17 protein-coding genes are annotated in these 18,770 nt (G+C 62.5%); 7 read left to right on the top strand and 10 right to left on the bottom strand.

Annotated elements, in window-relative coordinates; genetic code table 11:
• Window positions 1–41: 41 nt before the first annotated feature.
• The 9 genes from queC to hmpA form a co-directional block, all read right to left on the bottom strand.
• Window positions 42–740: a 7-cyano-7-deazaguanine synthase QueC gene (gene queC / locus AC07Y9_RS24260; protein WP_007929707.1), complete on the bottom strand. Its 699-nt coding sequence runs from the start codon at window positions 738–740 to the stop codon at window positions 42–44.
• A gap of 118 nt (window positions 741–858) precedes the next feature.
• Complete coding sequence (gene cyoE, locus AC07Y9_RS24255; RefSeq protein WP_025806166.1) at window positions 859–1,746, bottom strand: heme o synthase; 888 nt, start codon at window positions 1,744–1,746, stop codon at window positions 859–861.
• An 11-nt stretch (window positions 1,747–1,757) separates the two neighbouring features.
• Window positions 1,758–2,093, bottom strand: a complete 336-nt coding sequence (gene cyoD / locus AC07Y9_RS24250; RefSeq protein ID WP_007929704.1) for a cytochrome o ubiquinol oxidase subunit IV — start codon at window positions 2,091–2,093, stop codon at window positions 1,758–1,760.
• Window positions 2,093–2,719: a cytochrome o ubiquinol oxidase subunit III gene (locus tag AC07Y9_RS24245; protein ID WP_007929702.1), complete on the bottom strand. Its 627-nt coding sequence runs from the start codon at window positions 2,717–2,719 to the stop codon at window positions 2,093–2,095. The genes cyoD and AC07Y9_RS24245 overlap by 1 nt, the downstream gene beginning before the upstream one ends.
• Before the next feature lie 3 nt (window positions 2,720–2,722).
• Window positions 2,723–4,741 carry a cytochrome o ubiquinol oxidase subunit I gene (gene cyoB / locus AC07Y9_RS24240; RefSeq protein ID WP_007929700.1) on the bottom strand — a complete coding sequence of 673 codons (2,019 nt, stop codon included), beginning with the start codon at window positions 4,739–4,741 and terminating at the stop codon, window positions 2,723–2,725.
• Window positions 4,742–4,744: 3 nt separating this feature from the next.
• A complete protein-coding gene (gene cyoA / locus AC07Y9_RS24235) occupies window positions 4,745–5,686 on the bottom strand; it encodes a ubiquinol oxidase subunit II (RefSeq protein ID WP_007929698.1) in 942 nt (313 codons plus the stop codon).
• 794 nt (window positions 5,687–6,480) lie between these two features.
• Window positions 6,481–6,990 (bottom strand): disulfide bond formation protein B, encoded by a 510-nt coding sequence (locus tag AC07Y9_RS24230; protein WP_007929696.1) that lies wholly within the window; start codon window positions 6,988–6,990, stop codon window positions 6,481–6,483.
• A 24-nt stretch (window positions 6,991–7,014) separates the two neighbouring features.
• Window positions 7,015–7,554, bottom strand: a complete 540-nt coding sequence (locus tag AC07Y9_RS24225) for an ester cyclase (protein ID WP_102678587.1) — start codon at window positions 7,552–7,554, stop codon at window positions 7,015–7,017.
• Window positions 7,555–7,831: 277 nt separating this feature from the next.
• Entirely contained in the window at window positions 7,832–9,013 is a 1,182-nt protein-coding gene (gene hmpA / locus AC07Y9_RS24220) for an NO-inducible flavohemoprotein (protein ID WP_102678588.1), read from the bottom strand.
• 156 nt (window positions 9,014–9,169) lie between these two features.
• Here hmpA and norR point away from each other — a divergent pair, with 156 nt between their 5' ends.
• From norR to AC07Y9_RS24195, 5 genes are all read left to right on the top strand, one after another.
• Complete coding sequence (norR, locus tag AC07Y9_RS24215) at window positions 9,170–10,723, top strand: nitric oxide reductase transcriptional regulator NorR (protein ID WP_102678589.1); 1,554 nt, start codon at window positions 9,170–9,172, stop codon at window positions 10,721–10,723.
• Window positions 10,724–10,996: 273 nt separating this feature from the next.
• On the top strand, window positions 10,997–11,899 hold the full coding sequence (locus tag AC07Y9_RS24210; protein ID WP_009045497.1) for a chemotaxis protein CheV: 903 nt from the start codon (window positions 10,997–10,999) through the stop codon (window positions 11,897–11,899).
• Between the two features lie 3 nt (window positions 11,900–11,902).
• Window positions 11,903–12,394, top strand: a complete 492-nt coding sequence (locus AC07Y9_RS24205; protein WP_102678590.1) for a GNAT family N-acetyltransferase — start codon at window positions 11,903–11,905, stop codon at window positions 12,392–12,394.
• Between the two features lie 204 nt (window positions 12,395–12,598).
• Window positions 12,599–12,931, top strand: coding sequence for a hypothetical protein (locus AC07Y9_RS24200; RefSeq protein WP_102678591.1), 333 nt, complete (start codon window positions 12,599–12,601; stop codon window positions 12,929–12,931).
• Between the two features lie 92 nt (window positions 12,932–13,023).
• Complete coding sequence (locus tag AC07Y9_RS24195; RefSeq protein ID WP_102678592.1) at window positions 13,024–13,773, top strand: YkgJ family cysteine cluster protein; 750 nt, start codon at window positions 13,024–13,026, stop codon at window positions 13,771–13,773.
• 246 nt (window positions 13,774–14,019) lie between these two features.
• Here the strand turns inward: AC07Y9_RS24195 and AC07Y9_RS24190 are convergent, their stop codons facing one another.
• Window positions 14,020–14,262, bottom strand: a complete 243-nt coding sequence (locus tag AC07Y9_RS24190; RefSeq protein ID WP_007922116.1) for a hypothetical protein — start codon at window positions 14,260–14,262, stop codon at window positions 14,020–14,022.
• Between the two features lie 239 nt (window positions 14,263–14,501).
• Between AC07Y9_RS24190 and AC07Y9_RS24185 the strand changes: the two genes are divergently transcribed.
• Window positions 14,502–15,671 (top strand): efflux RND transporter periplasmic adaptor subunit, encoded by a 1,170-nt coding sequence (locus AC07Y9_RS24185; protein ID WP_102678593.1) that lies wholly within the window; start codon window positions 14,502–14,504, stop codon window positions 15,669–15,671.
• A complete protein-coding gene (locus AC07Y9_RS24180) occupies window positions 15,668–18,763 on the top strand; it encodes a multidrug efflux RND transporter permease subunit (RefSeq protein WP_102678594.1) in 3,096 nt (1,031 codons plus the stop codon). Before AC07Y9_RS24185 ends, AC07Y9_RS24180 begins: the two co-directional genes overlap by 4 nt.
• The last annotated feature ends 7 nt before the right edge of the window (window positions 18,764–18,770 follow it).

Here is an 18,770-nt window from a genome sequence, read left to right as displayed (position 1 = left end):
AGATGCAGTGTTGAACTCCATTGAGACGGTCGATCAAGCCTTCATTGCAGGTTCATCTTGCTTCTCAAGCTGTTCATGACTTCTGCCTTGTTCCCCAGATATTCATTCAGCCCTCTGCTGCGAAGATTGCATGCATCGCAATTGGCACAGCCGCTGCCGATAACGCCGTTGTAGCAGGTCAGGGTCTGCTCGCGAACCAGGCTCAACTGATGGTGATGATCCGCCAGCGCCCAAGTCTCCGACTTGTTCAACCACATCAGCGGAGTCTCAAGGCGCAGGCGGTATTCCATGCCCAACTCGACGGCCTTGTTCAAGGCCTTTACAAACTCGTCGCGGCAATCGGGATAGCCGGAGAAGTCCGTTTCACACACCCCGGTAATGACCGTTTCAGCCTTTACCTGGTAGGCATAGATAGAGGCCAGGGTTAAAAACAGAATATTTCTTCCTGGCACGAAAGTGCTGGGCAGGCTTTCGCCCGAACTGTTCACCGTGGGAACCGGGATATTGTCCCGAGTGAGACTGCTGATCGCCAATTCATTGAGTAGCGAAGCATCCAGCACTTTGTGGACTGTTGCCCCCAATTGCTTCGCGAGTTGCTGCGCCACTTCTATTTCCGCGCGGTGGCGCTGACCGTAATCAAAGGTAATGCAGTGCACTTCATCATAGAGCGGCAATGCGTGGATCAGACAGGTCGTCGAGTCCTGCCCGCCACTAAATACGACAACAGCTTTTTTCTTCATCATTCTGCTTCCTGCATGAATAGAGTCATTTGAATATTTAAACAGCCCACTGACTGACACTCAATAAAAAAGCCCCGCGCTTCTCTCGAAGGCGGGGCTTTTTCATAGCGTTTGCAGCTTATGGCGCGTAGGTCAGCAGCAGCTCGCTCGGTACCTTGAAATCCAGGGACATCATCACGCTCAGCGCGGTGATGGTGAAGATCGAGAACACGAACAGCTTGCGCGCCCAGACGGTGTCGTCCACCGCCTTGTAGCCGGTCCAGGCCATGTACAGCCAGTACATGCCCATCGCGGCCGCGACGGCCAGGTAGCTCATGCCGGCATACCCGCTGAAGGTCAGCATCAGGGTCGCCACCAGGAACGCCAGGATGTAGAGCAGGATGTGCTTCTTGGCCACCAGGATGCCGCGCTTCACTGGCAGCACCGGAATCGATGCGGCCAGGTAATCGTTGAAGCGGAAGATCGCGATGGCATAGGAATGCGGCATCTGCCACAGGCTGAACATCACCAGCAGGGTCAGCGCGGCCATGTCGAAGCTGTTGCTCACGGCCACGTAGCCGATCACCGGCGGCATCGCCCCCGACAGGCTGCCCACCAGCGTGCCGTGCACCGACTTGCGCTTGAGGTACAGGCTGTAGAAGCCGACATAGATGACGAAGCCGATCACGGCGAACAGCGCCGCCAGCGGATTGGCCACCTTGTACAACAACGCAACGCCAGCGACACCCAGAATGGTCGCGTAGACCAGTGCCACTTTCAGGGAGATCAGGCCCTGAACCAGCACACGGTTCTTGGTGCGTTCCATCTTCAGGTCGATGTCACGGTCGATGCAGTTGTTGAACACGCAACCGGAAGCGACCACCAGGGACGTGCCGATCATCGCGGCCAGGAAGATGGCCAGATCGACATGTCCCTTGGAGGCCAGGAAAAAACCGCCCGCCACAGAAAGCACGTTACCGAAAATGATCCCCGGTTTGGTGATTTGGATAAAGTGCTTGAGCGACATCGGGTCTTACCTCACTTCGCCATCATGTAGGTGTGGATGCTGAACATGATCCACAACGACAGACCAACCAGCAGGACGATCACCAGGGCAGCGAAGACGAACGCGATCACGTTGTTACGCTGGGCCTCGGAGCGGTCCAGGTGCAGGAAGTACACCAGGTGAACCAGGACCTGGATCACCGCGAAGGCGAGCACGATCATCAGGGTGATGGACTTCGGCAGGGTCGGGTACATCACCAGGCCGAACGGGATGATCGTCAGGATCACCGACAGGATGAAGCCGATGGCGTACGACTTTACGCTGCCGTGGCCCGCATCATGGCTGTCATGGGAGTGTGCATTAGCCATTACATAGTCCCCATCAGGTAAACAACGGTGAAGACGCAGATCCAGACCACGTCCAGGAAGTGCCAGAACAGGCTCAGGCAGCTCAGGCGGGTCTTGTTGGTTGCGGTCAGGCCGTGCTTGTTGACCTGATACATCATGATCGCCATCCAGATCAGGCCGGCGGTCACGTGCAGACCGTGGGTGCCGACCAGGGTGAAGAACCCGGACAGGAAGCCGCTGCGGCTAGGGCCGTAGCCTTCGGAGATCAGCAGGTGGAACTCGTTGATCTCCATGCCGATGAAGCCCAGGCCGAACAGGAAGGTCAGGGCCAGCCAGCCCAGGACCTGCTTCTTGTTGCCCCGGAAGAACGCCAGCATGGCGAAGCCGTAGGTGATCGAACTGAACAGCAGCAAGGCGGTTTCGCCGAGCACGTAAGGCAGTTCGAAGATGTCGTGGCCCGACGGGCCACCCGCTACGTTGTTTACCAGTACCGCGTACACCGCGAAGATCGACGCAAACAGAATGCAGTCGGTCATCAGGTAGAGCCAGAAACCGTATACGGTCATCTCGCCCGAGTCGTGGTGATGGTCATCGTGCCCATGGTCATCGACATGGGTGTGTCCAGCATTGGTCACTAAGTTCGACATGGTTTAAGCCTGTTCCAACGAGGTTTCTACACGGTTGGCCGGAATCTTCTTCTCGGCTACCAGGCGAGCGTGCTGCTCGGCTTCGATGCGTTCGATCACGTCGACCGGCACCATGTAGCCTTGATCATCGCGAGCCGCGTGGATCACGAAATAGATCACGGTACCGGCCAGGCTAGCGATCGCCAGCCACCAGATGTGCCAGATCATCGCGAAACCGAAGACGGTCAACAGAGCACCCATCACCAGGCCGGTGGCGGTGTTGTTCGGCATGTGGATCGGTTCGTAGCGAGCAGGCTTCTGGTACGCGGTACCGTTTTCCTTGGCTTCGGTGAACGGGTCGATGCCATTGGCCTTCGGCAGTACGGCGAAGTTGTAGAACGGCGGTGGCGACGAAGTCGACCATTCCAGGGTGTGGGCATTCCACGGGTCGCCGGAAACGGTCTGGTTCTGCTTGCGATCACGCACGCTGACGTACAGCTGGATCAGCTGGCAGGCGATACCGATGGCGATCATCACCGCACCGAACATGGCGACGTACAGGTACGGCACCCACTCAGGGTTGGTCGTGGCGTTCAGACGACGGGTCATGCCCATGAAGCCCAGTGCATAGAGCGGCATGAACGCGACGAAGAAGCCCGAGATCCAGAACCAGAATGCAGCCTTGCCCCAGCCTTCGTGCAGCTTGAAGCCGAACGCTTTCGGGAAGTAGAAGCTGAAACCGGCGATGTAGCCGAACACGGCACCACCGATGATCACGTTGTGGAAGTGCGCGATCACGAACAGGCTGTTGTGCAGGACGAAGTCGGCACCCGGGATGGCCAGCAGTACGCCGGTCATGCCGCCGATGGCGAAGGTCACCATGAAGCCCAGGGTCCACAGGACCTGGCTGGTGATACGCAGACGGCCGTGGTAGATGGTGAACAGCCAGTTGAACAGCTTCACCCCCGTCGGGATGGAAATCAGCATGGTCGCCAGGCCGAAGAAGGCGTTGACGCTGGCCCCCGAACCCATGGTGAAGAAGTGGTGCAGCCAGACCATGAAGCCCAGTACCGAGATCGCGCCGGAAGCGTAGATCATCGAGTGGTGGCCGAACAGGCGCTTGCCCGAGAAGGTCGAGATGACTTCGGAGAAGATACCGAACGCCGGCAGGATCAGGATGTACACCTCAGGGTGACCCCAAGCCCAGAACAGGTTCACGTACATCATTGGATTGCCACCAAGTTCATTGGTGAAAATGTGGAAATCCATGTAACGGTCGAGGGTCAGCAGTGCCAGGGTAGCGGTCAGGATCGGGAACGAAGCCACGATCAGCACGTTGGCCCAGGTGCAGGTCCAGGTGAAGATCGGCATGTCCATCATCTTCATGCCAGGGGTACGCATTTTCAGCACGGTGGCCAGGAAGTTGACCCCCGTCAGCGTCGTCCCTAGCCCTGATAGCTGTAGTGCCCAGATGTAGTAGTCGACACCCACGCCCGGACTGTATTGCAGGCCCGACAGCGGCGGATAGGCAACCCAGCCGGTCTTGGCGAATTCGCCGACGCCCAGGGACAGGTTGATCAGCACGACGCCGGAAACCAGCAGCCAGAAGCTCAGGGAGTTGAGGAACGGATAGGCAACGTCACGCGCGCCGATCTGCAGCGGCACTGCAAGGTTCATCAGGCCGGTGAAGAAAGGCATCGCCATGAAGATGATCATGATCACACCGTGGGCGGTGAAGATCTGGTCATAGTGTTCAGGAGGCAGGTAGCCCGGCGAACCCTCGGTGGCCATGGCCAGCTGGGTACGCATCATGATCGCGTCGGCGAAGCCGCGCAGGAGCATGACCATGGCGACGATGATGTACATCACGCCGATTTTCTTGTGGTCGACCGAAGTCAGCCATTCGGTCCACAGGTAGGACCATTTCTTGAAGTACGTGATACCCGCGACAAGCGCCAGACCACCGAGGATGATCATGGCAACGGTCACCATGACAATCGGCTCGTGGAACGGTATCGCGTCCAGACTTAATTTACCAAACATCGTTTACTCCTCTGCCCCAGCAGCTGAATGCGAGCTCATGTCAGTCCCTTCCACAGCGGCCACTTCTTTCTTCTCGTGCTTGACCGGTGCGCCTGGTTTCATGCCTTCATACTTGTCGACAATTTTCTGAAACAGGTCCGGCGTGTACGAGGAGTACAGCGCGACAGGGTTGTTCTGGCTTGGCTTGGCAAGGGCTTCGTATTCAGCTTGATCAAGCTGTTTAGGTGCGGCCTTGACTTCGGCTACCCAGGCGTCGAAATCTTCCTGGCTCGTCGAGATCGCTTTGAATTTCATGCCGGTGAAGCCAGCGCCACTGTAGTTAGCGGAGATGCCTTCCATTTCAGCTTTCTGGTTGGCGATCAGGTGCAGCTTGGTCTGCATGCCTGCCATCGCATAGATCTGGCCGCCCAGGGCAGGGATGAAGAACGAGTTCATCACGGCGTCGGAGGTGATCTTGAAGTTCAGCGGAGTGTGCTCCGGGAACCGGATCTGGTTAACAGTGGCGATACCCTGGTCCGGGTAGATGAACAGCCACTTCCAGTCCAGCGCGACCACTTCGATGTTGATCGGCTTGACGTCGGATTCCAGCGGACGATACGGGTCCAGCGCGTGGGTGGACTTGTAGGTCACATAACCCAGGGCAATGATGATGAGGATCGGGACCAGCCACACCGCGATTTCGATCTTGGTGGAGTGCGACCACTTGGGCGCGTAGGTCGCGTTGGTGTTGGACGCGCGGTATTTCCAGGCGAACGCGAAGGTCATCACGATCACCGGAATCACGACCAGCAGCATCAGCAGGGTAGCGGTGATGATCAGGTTTCGCTCATCCAGACCGACCTGTCCCTTCGGGTCGAGCAAGGTCCACTTGCAGCCTCCCAGCATTAACATCATGCCAAGCAGCGGCAAAAAGCCTAGTAATCGGGGGTACCTGTTTTTACTCATCTCACGACCTCTAAAGCAGCTTGCGCCATGCAGTTGGGTTTTGATCGCCAACACTTCACCGTGCCAAGGGTTGGCATTTTTTCTTCGATTGAATAAGGGCCTGCCCGACGCGTTACGCGTTGTTTGACAAATCCTGGGCCAGCAGTGAGTTCTTATTCGAATTCGTGGTCAAAGGCCTTGTTACAGACCAATTCCATTTGGTGCGGATATTTGGAAGGTGCCGACACCTGGGGTCGCATGGAGCGTCCAACGCCCCTCGACCGCCGCCGTATGCTCAGGGGTGAGCAGCGCCGGAAATTCAGTGCGGGCGATTGTAGATATGTAGCGTTTTATAAACCATGTCTTATCCCGAAATAATTTTTATCGGCTCGCGCAACAATGCGTGGTGATTATTGCAACGGGTCGCGATCATATCGAGATTCATTCGCAATAAAAAGCCCCAGAAACGCCTTCCAGCCAAGTCGAAAAAGGCGCCTTTCACCCGTACAAAATCCACCGATGGCATCGCGCTACCCCTTGTAAAACGAGGGCTGAACCGATTTATTTAGATAGCAGGCTATGCTTGCCTGGCCGTTCACCGCGCCGACACGAACTGACAGACTTTTTTCGCTCCTGGCGCAAGAAAAATCGTCTCGACGTCATCCTCTGAAACACAGCTGCGACACCGCCATGTGACAACATGTCGCACTTTTATCGCGCATCCGATTGCCCCATATCACGCCCCCTTCACACATTGTCCTACACGCAAAAAAGCCCCGGCCCCGAACATCGGGACCGGGGCTTTTTGCGCCGGGTCAGGCGCTCTTGCGACGGTTACGAATGATGCCCAGCGGCACCAGCACCAGGGTCAGCACAAAGGCCACCAGCGCCCACTGCGCCAGGGACAGGCCCAGCACCGGCGGGTACGGCGTGGAGCAGAAGCCATCGACCTGGAACCCCAGCGGGAAGACGGTCGCCAGCGGCAGGCTGTCGACGATCGGCTGCAACACATCGATGCCGCAGCTGACCGCGGGATGGGCCTGGGTGTAGACGTGATGCCCCGCCACCGCCGCCCCGAACAGCGCGCTGATCACTACCAGTGCTTCCAGCACGGTGAGGCTGCGACGGCTGCGCATGGCCGCGCCGATGAAGGCGAAAATCGCGATCAGCAGAAACGCGTAGCGCTGCAGGATGCACAACGGGCAAGGCGCCTCGCCCAGCACCACCTGCATGTACAGCGCGCCGCCGATCAGCGCCAGGCAGATCACCCCCAGCAACACCAGAAAACGTCGCTCGCGCCCCAAACGCAGTGTGTCGTCAGTCATCCTCAATTCCTTTCTGTCTGTGGCTCAACCCGACGGCAGCGTTTGCAACTGCTGCATCAGGCTGAGGTTGTCTTCGATATGCCAATTGGCCGTGATCCGGCCATCGGCGATCTGATAGATGTCGGTTGCCCGGAAGTCTACACGCTGACCATGACCTTTGAGTGCATTGAAGGTCCCGCTGAAGTGCCCGCGAAAATGCAGGTGCAGCACCACCCGATCCCCGGCCACAATCATCTGCTCGATGTCTGCGCTCAGGTCCGGCACCGCCGTGCGAAAGAACCGCGACGCCAGTAGCGGCCCCGTCGGCCCCTGGACCCGCCCTTCCGGCGGCGTCATATCGACGAAATTCTCCGCCAGCGCGGCCCTGGCCAGGCTTTCATCGCCGCTGTTCCAGAAACTGCCGTAGCGCCGCGCGGCCAGCTCCATGGCTTCACGCTGGGCCTTGGGCAGGCTCTGATCGACGATCAGGGTCTGCGGTTGGAGCAAGGCCGGCTCGGCGAAAACCAGGGGACTGGCGAGCAGGGTCGCGGCCAGGGTGATGCGGGAAATGGCTGAGAGTTGCATGGGATGATCCTGATCAGTGCGAACGAACGCCTATCATCAGCATCGGGGAATTAACGATAAACAGGTTAAGAACGGATTAACCTTTAAAGGATTTTTACGAGTGCGCCCCTGTAACCGCTGGTGCAGCCTGCGATCGGTTGCGCAGCGACTGTCAAGCCTGAGTTCGCGGTTTGCCTGAGTACTCGGGGGAAAGCATTGCGAGCGCTGCGCGCTCGATCGCAGGCTGCGCCAGCGGCTACAAAGAGGCCAGCCTCCGGGCGGAGGCTGGCCGGTGGGGTTACTCCAGCGCCGCGGCCGGGCCGAAGAACTCGTAGCGGCTTTGTTTTTCCGGTACGCCCAGGGCCTTGAGGTGGCGCTTGATCGCCGCCATGAAGGCTTTCGGGCCGAGGAAGTAGGCGTCCAGGTCACGCTCCTGCGGCAACCATTCGGCCAGTTGTTCCTGGCTCAGCAGGCCGACCTTGTCCGCCGCCGGGCTGACGCCGTCGTCTTCGGCGTAGCAGTAGAAGCGCTTGAGTTGTGGATGACGCGCGGCCAGGCCGTCGACCCAATCGCGGAACGCATGCACCCCGCCGTTGCGCGCGCAGTGGATAAAGTGCACCGGACGCTCGGTGGCCAGCGCGGCTTCGAGCATCGGCAGGGTCGGGGTGATGCCGACGCCACCACTGATCAGCACCAGCGGCTTGTCGCTGTCCGCCAGGGTGAATTCGCCCGCTGGCGGGAACAGCTGGATGCTGGCGCCGATCTGCGTTTGGTCGTGCAGGTAGTTGGAGGCGCGGCCACCGGCCTCGCGCTTGACGCTGATGCGATATTGGCCGGCGTCGGACAGCGCCGACAGCGAGTAGTTGCGGCGGATTTCCTCACCCTCGAGGAACAGCTGCATGCCGATGTACTGACCCGGCTCGGCGGCGAGAATCGGGCCGTTATCCACAGGCTCGAAATAGAACGAGGTGATTTCCGCGCTCTCCTGCTCGCGGCGGACCAGCTTGAACTCCCGCGCACCACGCCAGCCACCCGGGGCCTGGGCCTTCTGGTCGTAGATCGCGCCTTCGGCACCGATCAGGATGTCCGCCAGCTGGTTATAGGCCGCGCCCCAGGCGCTCATCACCGCCGGCGTGGCGATCTCTTCGCCCAGCACTTCGGAGATGGCGCGCAGCAGGCAACTGCCGACGATCGGGTAATGCTCCGGCAGGATCTGCAAGGCCACGTGCTTGTTGATGATCTTCGCCACCAGATCGCCCAATTGGTCGAGCTGGTCGATGTGCCGGGCGTACATCAATACGCCATTGGCCAGGGCCCGTGGCTGGTCGCCGCTGGCCTGGTGCGCCTGGTTGAACAGCGGGCGCACTTGCGGATACTCGGAGAGCATCATCCGGTAGAAGTGGGTGATCAGGGCTTCGCCACCGCTTTCCAGCAACGGAACGGTGGATTTGATGATGGCACGATCTTCGACGCTAAGCATAAGTACAACTCCTGAGCTTTCTGACTACTTGCAGGTTGCCCTTTACCAATCAGTTTTCGTGCCAACAATAAAAACCATATAAATCAATTGCTTGAAATAATTGTAGTCATATCGACAAGGCCGCATTTATAGTCATTAAGACCATACGGAGTCATTATGACCGCAAAATCCCTGCTCACCGCCTTGTTGCCCCTGGTCTCCGACCTGTCCCGCGAACTGCCCGAAGGCGAGCGCTACCGCCGCCTGCTGGAAGCCATGCGCGCCCTGCTGCCCTGCGACGCCGCCGCGCTGTTGCGCCTGGATGGCGAATGGCTGGTGCCGCTGGCGGTGGACGGCTTGAGCACCGACACCCTGGGCCGGCGCTTCAAGGTCAGCGAACACCCGCGTTTCGCCGCCCTGCTCAGCCACCCCGGCCCTACCCGCTTCGCCAGCGACAGCGAGTTGCCGGACCCTTACGACGGCCTGGTGGATGGCCTGCACGAACACCTGGAAGTCCACGACTGCATGGGCTGCCCGCTGTTTATCGACGAGCGCCCCTGGGGCCTGCTGACCCTGGATGCCCTCGACCCGCAAAGCTTCGAACCCATCGAACTGGATGCCCTGCAGGCGTTCGCCAGCCTGGCGGCGGCGACCGTCAACGCCGCCGAGCGCATCGAGCGCCTGGCCCTGCGCGCCGAAGACGAACACCAGCGCGCCGAGGTCTATCGCCAGGCCAGCGGCCAGAACCGCGAGATGATCGGCCAGAGCAAAGCCCACAAACGCCTGCTGGAGGAAATCGGCCTGGTCGGCGGCAGCGACCTGACGGTGCTGATCACCGGTGAAACCGGGGTCGGCAAGGAACTGGTGGCCCAGGCCATCCACGCCGCCTCGCCCCGTGCCGACAAACCGATCATCAGCCTCAACTGCGCCGCCCTGCCCGATACCCTGGTGGAAAGCGAACTGTTCGGCCATGTGCGGGGCGCCTTTACCGGCGCCACCAACGACCGCCGCGGCAAATTCGAGCTGGCCAATGGCGGCACGCTGTTTCTCGATGAGGTGGGCGAGTTGTCGCTGACCGTCCAGGCCAAGCTGCTGCGCGTGCTGCAAAGCGGCCAGCTGCAACGCCTGGGGTCGGACCAGGAACATCAGGTCGACGTGCGGCTGATCGCCGCCACCAACCGCGACCTGGCCGAAGAAGTGCGCAGCGGCCGCTATCGCGCGGACTTCTATCACCGCCTCAGCGTCTACCCGCTGCTGGTGCCGGCCCTGCGCGACCGCGGCCGCGATGTGCTGCTGCTCAGCGGCTACTTCCTCGAACAGAATCGCTCGCGCATGGGCCTGGGCAGCCTGCGCCTGACCAGCGATGCCCAGGCGGCGCTGCTGGCCTACGCCTGGCCGGGCAACGTGCGTGAGCTGGAACACCTGATCGGCCGCAGCGCCCTCAAGGCCCTGGGCAATTGCCGCGAACGACCGAAGATCCTCAGCCTGAGCGCCGCCGACCTGGACCTGCCGAACGCCTCGGCGCCGCTCACGCCCCAGCCCCCGGCTGCGACGGCCATGGCCGACCTTCCCGGCACCGGCGATCTACGGCAGGCCACCGAAAACTACCAGCGCCAACTGATCAGTGCCTGCCTTGAGCGCCACCAGCACAACTGGGCCAGCGCCGCCCGCGAGCTGGGCCTGGACCGCGCCAACCTGGGGCGCATGGCCAAGAGGCTAGGCTTGAAGTGACTCACCTGTAGCCGCCGAAGGCTGCGATCGGCTTGAGCGGCATTGCCACGAAACGGCCATGAACCCGCTACATGAGGGGTGACCGAAACGACGCAGTGGCTGATCTTGCGAGGACTGCGTCCTCGATCGCAGCCTTCGGCAGCGGCTACGGATTGCGCGGGTCGCGGATATTGGGATTAAGCCTAAAGCCAGCCCTTTGCGCGTCGATAACCCGTTATCGCTAGCTGTTCGCGGCCCATGGCGCGAACCACCTTTTTTCCACAGAAGGTTTTTATGTCTTCCAACAAAGCCCGCGCAGACTCTCTTTCGCTTCTGCTGTTCACCTTGCGCAGCGGCAAGCTGATGGCGATCAACCTGCTCAAAGTCAGTGAAATCATTCCCTGCCCACCGCTGACCAAACTGCCGGAATCGCACCCGCACGTGAAAGGCATCGCCACCCTGCGCGGCAATTCGCTGTCGGTCATCGACCTGAGCCGGGCCATCGGCGAACGGCCGCTGGAAGACCCGGAGGGCGGCTGCCTGATCGTCACCGACGTCAGCCGTTCCAAGCAGGGCCTGCATGTGCAGGCGGTGAGCAAGATCGTGCATTGCCTGACCACCGATATCCGCCCGCCGCCCTATGGCTCCGGCGGGGTCAAGTCCTACATCACCGGGGTCACCCAGGTCGACGGCACCCTAGTGCAGGTGCTGGACATCGAGAAAGTCATCCATGGCATCGCCCCGGCGCAGATCGAAACCGCGCCGACCGAGCTGAGCATGCAAGACGCCGAACTGCTGGGGAATGCGCGGATCCTGGTGGTCGACGACAGCCAGGTGGCCCTGCAGCAGTCGGTGCATACCCTGCGTAACCTCGGCCTGCAATGCCACACCGCGCGCAGCGCCAAGGAGGCCATCGACTGCCTGCTGGACCTGCAAGGCACCGCCCAGGAGATCAACCTGATCGTCTCGGACATCGAGATGTCGGAGATGGACGGTTACGCCCTGACCCGCACCCTGCGCGAGACCCCGGACTTCGCCCACCTCTACGTCTTGCTGCATACCTCCCTGGACAGCGCCATGAACGCGGAAAAGGCCCGCCTGGCCGGCGCCAACGCGGTGCTGACCAAGTTCTCCTCGCCGGACCTGACCCGCTGCCTGATCGAAGCGGCCCGTCACGTCGCCGCCCAGAGCGCCTGAGCCATGGCCGACGACTACTGCCTGCTGATGCGCCGCGACCTGACCGGGCAACCGGCTCCCGCCAGTTGGCCGGCCGCCTTCAGCCTCGACAGCTATCGGCCGGAGCTGGCCGCAGCGGTGCATGGCCTGATGCACCTCGGCTACCAGGACGGCGGCGGGAGCGTGCCGGAGCTGGACAGCTGGCGCCAGCGTTTCGAAAGCGACGCCGAATACGACCCGCAACTGTGCCTGGTGGCCCAGGACGGTGAAGGCGTCGTCGGGGTGATCCAGTGCTGGACCAGCGCCTATATCAAGGACCTGGTGGTGCATCCGCGGGCCCGTGGCCAGGGCCTGGGACGGGCCTTGCTGCTGCAGGCCTTCGAGGTCTTCCGCCAGCGCCGCGAAGCCTTTGTCGACCTGCGGGTGCTGGAAGACAACCAGCGAGCCCGCGGGCTGTACGACAGCGTCGGCATGGTCGCGATCCGCCGTGAGCAGGTTCCCCACACGCCGCTGTAACCTGTAGCCGCTGCCGCAGCACCTGCTGCAATCCCTGTAGCCGCTGCCGCAGGCTGCGATAAGGTCCGCAGGACCTTCAGCGACTTCAAGATCGCCGCGGCCGTTCCGGCCGATCGCAGTCTGCGGCAGCGGCTACAGATCTTTCATCACTCGCGCCTCAGGCATACTCCCTGCGCATACCCGTGAACGAAGGAACGCCCCGCCATGAAGGCCCTGTCCCTGATCTTCACCTGCCTCACCCTCCTCGCCAGCCAGGCCCAGGCCTCCAGCCCGGACGCCTGGGCGACCCTCGACAAGCAGGTGCGGGCCAGTTGCACCAAGGCCAGCCAGTTGAAGAATGTCAAAGTGCTGGGCAACGCCGCGCAGTTCGACGACCGGGTCGGCTACAGCGCGTTGCTGCTCCAGGGCCAGTACCCGCAAAAACACATGAAGGGCCAGATTGGCGTGGAACTGTGCCTGTACGACAAACAGCGCAAGAGCGCCCATGTCACCGAATGGGATTCGATCCGTCCCGCCCTCGAGGCCAAGGGCCGGTGACTGGCGCATAACTTGCTTCGAGAGCGCTATTTAGAGGGCGATGTGAGTCATTCCGTCGCCGCTTCCGCCTTTCGACTATGGCTGCCGGCTCAATGAATACTCGTTTTTCCTGCGTAGGCTGCGGCAAGTGCTGCAACGATCATCACGTTCCCCTGACCCTCGGCGAAGCCCGCCAGTGGGCGCTGGATGGCGGCCAGGTGATCGTGCTGGTGGAAGGCTTCCTGAGCAATGGCCTGGGGCTGCCGGCCCAGCAGCGTGAGCACGCCGAACGGCGTTCCTGCGTGGTGCCCAGCGGCAATGCCCAGGCCCACGTGGCGATCACCTTCGCCGCCTACAACGTCGGCCCCTGCCGGAATCTTGACGAAGACCAGCTGTGCCGGATCTATGAACGCCGGCCGCTGGTGTGCCGCATCTACCCGATGGAAATCAATCCGCACATCCCGCTCAACCCGGCGGTCAAGGATTGCCCGCCCGAATCCTGGGAAAAAGGCCCGCAGCTGATTGTCGGCGGTGAGCTGGTGGACCAGGAACTGGCCGAACTGATCCAGCGCTCGCGCCAGGCCGACCGCGACGATATCCACAGCAAACAAGCCATCTGCCAACTGCTGGGCATTCACACCACCGCCCTCAAGGGCGATGGCTTTACCGCCTACCTGCCGGACATGGCCGCCCTGGCCGAAGCCATCGAGCGGGTCCAGGCGCAACCGCTGGCGGCGCCGGCCGGCGAGTGGCTGTTCCATGTATCCGGTGAAGACATTGCCGGGCAAGTGCAGGAGGCCGGCGCCCAGGTGGTGACCGAGGCGCCGCTCACCTACGCCTTCATTTCCTTGCGGGCAGCATGAAGCCCTGCCGCTGACCCGCAGAGTCTCCGGTGTCCGTCAAATCGTTGCGAGCGTGCCGCTCGTACGCAGCCTGCGGCAGCGGCTACACGGATTGGGATATCGCGGCATTCGCGGAACTTGTAGCCGCTGCCGCAGGCTGCGATAAGGCCGAAGGCCTTCGGCGACCTCAAGATCTTGCGCTCCCTTCGGACGCGATCAACCGAACGCGGCCCGAACCTGCGGCAGGGCTACACAAAAACTTCGGACTCAGCGCTTGCCCATCGAGCGGCGGGTGCCGGGTGGCGCCGCGCCTGGGGTCTTGGTGTGGCCGTTGGTGGCGCCGTTCTTGTACCAGGGTTGCTGGGCATTCTTGGCCTGGGCGAACTCGGACGGCTTGAACGGAAACTTGAACGGCGCGATCGCCGGCTTGCCTTCGCCAGGCGCGCTGGCGTCATCGACCTGGTCGGCGCTGGGCGCGTCGGACACAGGCGGTTGTGCTGGGGTAGTCATGGAAGCTCCGGGTGAAAAGCAAAGGCCGGGCCCGGGGAAGCGGGCCGCGAAGGCCGGCAGTATACCCGCGTTGCGGATCGTTGAGCGGCCGCGACCGTCATCGGCCAAAGGTCATCGGTCGGCCTTTGCTGACAGCGCTGTCAGGCAGGTGTCACGTTGCTGACCGGGTCGGCCGGCTATAAAGGGGCCATCGATTCTGGCCATCTTCCCGTCCCCCTTGCCCCCCGGCGCTGGCGTCCATGCGTAATCGAAAAACAACCCTAGTGCTCGCAGGCGTGCTCGCCGTTCTCGCCGCCGCTGGCCTGTGGTACCTGCTCAAGCCGCCCAGCACCAAGCTGGCGGCGCCGACTGCGGTGCCGGTGCGGGTGATCAGCGTCGCCCAGCAGGATGTACCGCGGCATGTCAGTGGCATCGGCTCGGTGCTGTCGCTGCACAACGTGGTGATCCGGCCCCAGGTGGACGGCATCCTCACCCGGCTGCTGGTCAAGGAAGGCCAGTTGGTCAAGGCCGGCGACCTGCTGGCGACCATCGACGACCGCTCGATCCGCGCCAGCCTCGATCAGGCCCGGGCGCAACTGGCGGAAAACCAGGCGCAACTGCAAGTGGCCCAGGTCAACCTCAAGCGCTACAAGCTGCTGTCGGTGGATGATGGCGTGTCCAAGCAGACCTACGACCAGCAGCAGGCGCTGGTCAACCAGCTCAAGGCCAGCGTCCAGGGCAACCAGGCCGCCATCGATGCGGCGCAGGTGCAGCTGTCCTATACCCAGATCCGCTCGCCGGTGTCCGGCCGCGTCGGCATCCGCACCGTCGACGAAGGCAATTTCCTGCGCACCAGCGATACCCAGGGCCTGTTCTCGGTGACCCAGATCGACCCGATCGCGGTCGAGTTTTCCTTGCCGCAACAGATGCTGCCGACCCTACAGGGGCTGCTGGTCGCCGAGCACCCGGCCTCGGTGGACGCCTACCTGGGCGCCGATACCGACTCCGACACGGGCGAGCGCCTGGGCGAAGGCCACCTGAGCCTGATCGACAACCAGATCGACACCAACACCGGGACCATCCGCGCCAAGGCCGAATTCAGCAACCCCGGGCAAAAGCTCTGGCCCGGCCAACTGGTGACCATCAAGATCCAGACCGCCGTGGAAAAAGCCGCCCTGGTGGTACCGCCCGGCGTGGTGCAACGCGGCCTGGACAAACACTTCGTGTATCGGGTCAAGGACGACAAGGTGGAAATCGTCCCGGTGCAGATGGTCTATCAGGACAGCGGCCAGAACATCATCAAGGGCGTGCAGGCCGGCGACCTGCTGGTCAGTGACGGCCAGTCGCGGCTCAAGGCCGGCTCACATATCGAAGTGCTCAGCGAACCGCCGCAACAGATCCAGGCGGCGAACTCGGAGCCACAGCCATGAAGGGCCACGGCTCGATCTCCGCCTGGTGCGTCGACCATCCGGTCGCCACCCTGCTGCTGACCTTCGCCCTGGTGCTGCTGGGCGCCATCGCCTTTCCCCGGCTGCCCATAGCGCCGCTGCCGGAGGCCGAATTCCCGACCATCCAGGTCACCGCGCAGCTGCCCGGCGCCAGCCCGGAAACCATGGCTTCCTCGGTGGCCACGCCGCTGGAGGTGCAGTTCAGCGCCATCCCCGGCATGACCCAGATGACCTCCAGCAGCGCCCTGGGCTCGACCAACCTGACCCTGCAATTCACCCTCGACAAGAGCATCGACACCGCCGCCCAGGAAGTGCAGGCGGCGATCAACACCGCCTCGGGCAAGCTGCCCAACGACATGCCGAGCCTGCCCACCTGGCGCAAGGTCAACCCGGCGGACAGCCCGGTGCTGATCCTCAGCATCAGTTCCACGCAGATGCCCGGCACTGAACTGAGCGACTACGTGGAAACCCTGCTGGCCCGGCAGATCAGCCAGATCGACGGTGTCGGCCTGATCAATATCACCGGCCAGCAACGCCCGGCGATCCGCGTCCAGGCCTCGCCCGACCGGCTGGCGGCCATCGGCCTGACCCTGGCCGATATCCGCGTCGCCCTGCAGCAGGCCAGCCTCAACCTGGCCAAGGGCGCGCTGTATGGCGAGTCGAGCATCTCGACCCTGTCGACCAACGACCAGCTGTTCCATCCCGAGGACTACGGCCAGTTGATCGTCTCCTACAAGAACGGCGCACCGGTGCAGCTCAAGGACGTCGCCCGGGTCATCAGCGGCCCGGAAAACGCCTACGTGCAGGCCTGGTCCAACGACCAGCCGGGGCTCAACCTGGTGATCTTCCGCCAGCCGGGGGCCAACATCGTCGACACCGTGGACCGCATCCAGGGCGAGTTGCCGCGCCTGGAGGCCATGCTGCCGGCCTCGGTGGACGTGACCGTGCTCTCGGACCGCACCAAGACCATCCGCGCGTCCTTGCATGAAGTGGAAATCACCCTGCTGATCGCGGTGCTGCTGGTGGTGGCGGTGATGGCGCTGTTCCTGCGCCAGCTCTCGGCGACGCTGATCGTCTCCAGTGTGCTCGGGGTGTCGCTGGTGGCCAGTTTCGCGCTGATGTATGTGATGGGCTTCAGCCTGAACAACCTGACCCTGGTGGCGATCGTGATCTCGGTGGGCTTCGTGGTCGACGACGCGATTGTCGTGGTGGAGAACATCCATCGCCATCTGGAGGCCGGCGACGGCATGCGCGAGGCGGCGATCAAGGGCGCCGGCGAAATCGGCTTCACCGTGGTGTCCATCAGCTTCTCGCTGATCGCCGCGTTCATTCCCCTGCTGTTCATGGGTGGCGTGGTCGGGCGGCTGTTCAAGGAGTTCGCCCTGACCGCCACCTCGACCATCCTGATTTCGGTGGCGGTGTCGCTGACCCTGGCGCCAACCCTGGCGGCGCTGTTCATGCGCGCGCCGACTGATCATCCCCACGATCGCCCGGGCTTCGGCGAACGCCTGCTGGCACTCTACGAGCGTGGGCTGCGCCGAGCCCTGGCCCATCAACGGCTGATGCTCGGCCTGTTCGGCCTGACCCTGGGCCTGGCCATCGCCGGCTATGTGTTCATTCCCAAGGGTTTCTTCCCGGTCCAGGACACCGGCTTCGTGCTCGGCACCAGCGAAGCGGCGGCCGACATCTCCTACCCGGACATGGTGGCAAAGCACCTGGCCCTGGCGAAGATCCTCGGCGCCGACCCGGCGGTGGAAACCTTCTCCCACTCAGTGGGCGTCACCGGCAACAACCAGACCATCGCCAACGGCCGCTTCTGGATCGCTCTCAAGGACCGCGGCCAGCGGGACGTCTCCGCCAGCCAGTTCATCGACCGCATTCGCCCGCAGCTGGCCAAGGTCCCGGGCATCGTCCTGTACCTGCGGGCCGGCCAGGACATCAACCTCAGCTCCGGGCCGAGCCGCAGCCAGTACCAGTACGTGCTCAAGAGCAACGACGGGCCGACGCTGAATACCTGGACCCAGCGCCTGACGGAAAAACTGCGGGCCAACCCGGCCTTTCGCGACCTGTCCAACGACCTGCAACTGGGCGGCAGCATCACCCATATCAGCATCGACCGCAGCGCCGCGGCGCGTTTCGGCCTGACCGCCACCGACGTCGACGAAGCGCTCTACGACGCCTTCGGCCAGCGCCAGGTCAACGAGTTCCAGACCGAGACCAACCAGTACAACGTGATCCTCGAACTGGACGCCCGGCAGCGCGGCAAGGCCGAGAGCCTGAATTACTTCTACCTGCGCTCGCCCCTGAGCGGCGAGATGGTGCCGCTGTCGGCGCTGGCCAAGGTCGATCCGCCCACCGTCGGCCCGTTGTCCATCGCCCACGACGGCATGTTCCCGGCCGCCAACCTGTCGTTCAACCTGGCGCCGGGCGTGGCCCTGGGCGACGCGGTGATCATGCTCGAGCAGGCGAAAAACCAGATCGGCATGCCCGCCTCCATCGCCGGCAATTTCCAGGGCGCGGCCCAGGCCTTCCAGAGTTCCCTGGCCAGCCAGCCGTGGCTGATCCTCGCGGCGCTGGTGGCGGTGTACATCATTCTCGGCGTGCTCTACGAGAGCTTCGTCCACCCGCTGACGATCATTTCCACCCTGCCCTCGGCCGGCCTTGGCGCGCTGATCATGCTCTGGCTGCTGGGCCAGGATTTCTCGATCATGGCCCTGATCGGCCTGGTGCTGCTGATCGGCATCGTCAAGAAAAACGGCATCCTGATGATCGACTTCGCCCTCGAAGCCCAGCGCAAGGGTGGGCTGTCGCCGCAGGAGGCGATCTACCAGGCCTGTATCACCCGTTTCCGGCCGATCATCATGACCACCCTCGCCGCTTTGCTCGGCGCCTTGCCGCTGATGCTCGGCTATGGCGCCGGCGCCGAGCTGCGCCAGCCGCTGGGGATCGCCGTGGTCGGTGGCCTGCTGGTGAGCCAGGCGCTGACGCTGTTCACCACTCCGGTCATATACTTGTGGCTCGAGCGGCTATTCCATCGGCCCACACCAGCGCCAGCGCTGGCGAGCACATCCTGAGGCGGGG

This window comes from Pseudomonas sp. GW456-L12 (genome assembly GCF_059424045.1).
The sequence above is the reverse complement of the archived record's forward strand: the minus strand, read 5'-3'. Positions and strand labels throughout refer to the sequence as shown.

Excerpts from the sequence above, each read along its gene's own strand:
- queC (WP_007929707.1), bottom strand. The coding sequence starts at position 740 with ATGAAGAAAAAAGCTGTTGTCGTATTTAGTGGCGGGCAGGACTCGACG.
- cyoE (WP_025806166.1), bottom strand. The coding sequence starts at position 1,746 with ATGTCGCTCAAGCACTTTATCCAAATCACCAAACCGGGGATCATTTTC.
- cyoD (WP_007929704.1), bottom strand. The coding sequence starts at position 2,093 with ATGGCTAATGCACACTCCCATGACAGCCATGATGCGGGCCACGGCAGC.
- AC07Y9_RS24245 (WP_007929702.1), bottom strand. The coding sequence starts at position 2,719 with ATGTCGAACTTAGTGACCAATGCTGGACACACCCATGTCGATGACCAT.
- cyoB (WP_007929700.1), bottom strand. The coding sequence starts at position 4,741 with ATGTTTGGTAAATTAAGTCTGGACGCGATACCGTTCCACGAGCCGATT.
- cyoA (WP_007929698.1), bottom strand. The coding sequence starts at position 5,686 with ATGAGTAAAAACAGGTACCCCCGATTACTAGGCTTTTTGCCGCTGCTT.
- AC07Y9_RS24230 (WP_007929696.1), bottom strand. The coding sequence starts at position 6,990 with ATGACTGACGACACACTGCGTTTGGGGCGCGAGCGACGTTTTCTGGTG.
- AC07Y9_RS24225 (WP_102678587.1), bottom strand. The coding sequence starts at position 7,554 with ATGCAACTCTCAGCCATTTCCCGCATCACCCTGGCCGCGACCCTGCTC.
- hmpA (WP_102678588.1), bottom strand. The coding sequence starts at position 9,013 with ATGCTTAGCGTCGAAGATCGTGCCATCATCAAATCCACCGTTCCGTTG.
- norR (WP_102678589.1), top strand. The coding sequence starts at position 9,170 with ATGACCGCAAAATCCCTGCTCACCGCCTTGTTGCCCCTGGTCTCCGAC.
- AC07Y9_RS24210 (WP_009045497.1), top strand. The coding sequence starts at position 10,997 with ATGTCTTCCAACAAAGCCCGCGCAGACTCTCTTTCGCTTCTGCTGTTC.
- AC07Y9_RS24205 (WP_102678590.1), top strand. The coding sequence starts at position 11,903 with ATGGCCGACGACTACTGCCTGCTGATGCGCCGCGACCTGACCGGGCAA.
- AC07Y9_RS24200 (WP_102678591.1), top strand. The coding sequence starts at position 12,599 with ATGAAGGCCCTGTCCCTGATCTTCACCTGCCTCACCCTCCTCGCCAGC.
- AC07Y9_RS24195 (WP_102678592.1), top strand. The coding sequence starts at position 13,024 with ATGAATACTCGTTTTTCCTGCGTAGGCTGCGGCAAGTGCTGCAACGAT.
- AC07Y9_RS24190 (WP_007922116.1), bottom strand. The coding sequence starts at position 14,262 with ATGACTACCCCAGCACAACCGCCTGTGTCCGACGCGCCCAGCGCCGAC.
- AC07Y9_RS24185 (WP_102678593.1), top strand. The coding sequence starts at position 14,502 with ATGCGTAATCGAAAAACAACCCTAGTGCTCGCAGGCGTGCTCGCCGTT.
- AC07Y9_RS24180 (WP_102678594.1), top strand. The coding sequence starts at position 15,668 with ATGAAGGGCCACGGCTCGATCTCCGCCTGGTGCGTCGACCATCCGGTC.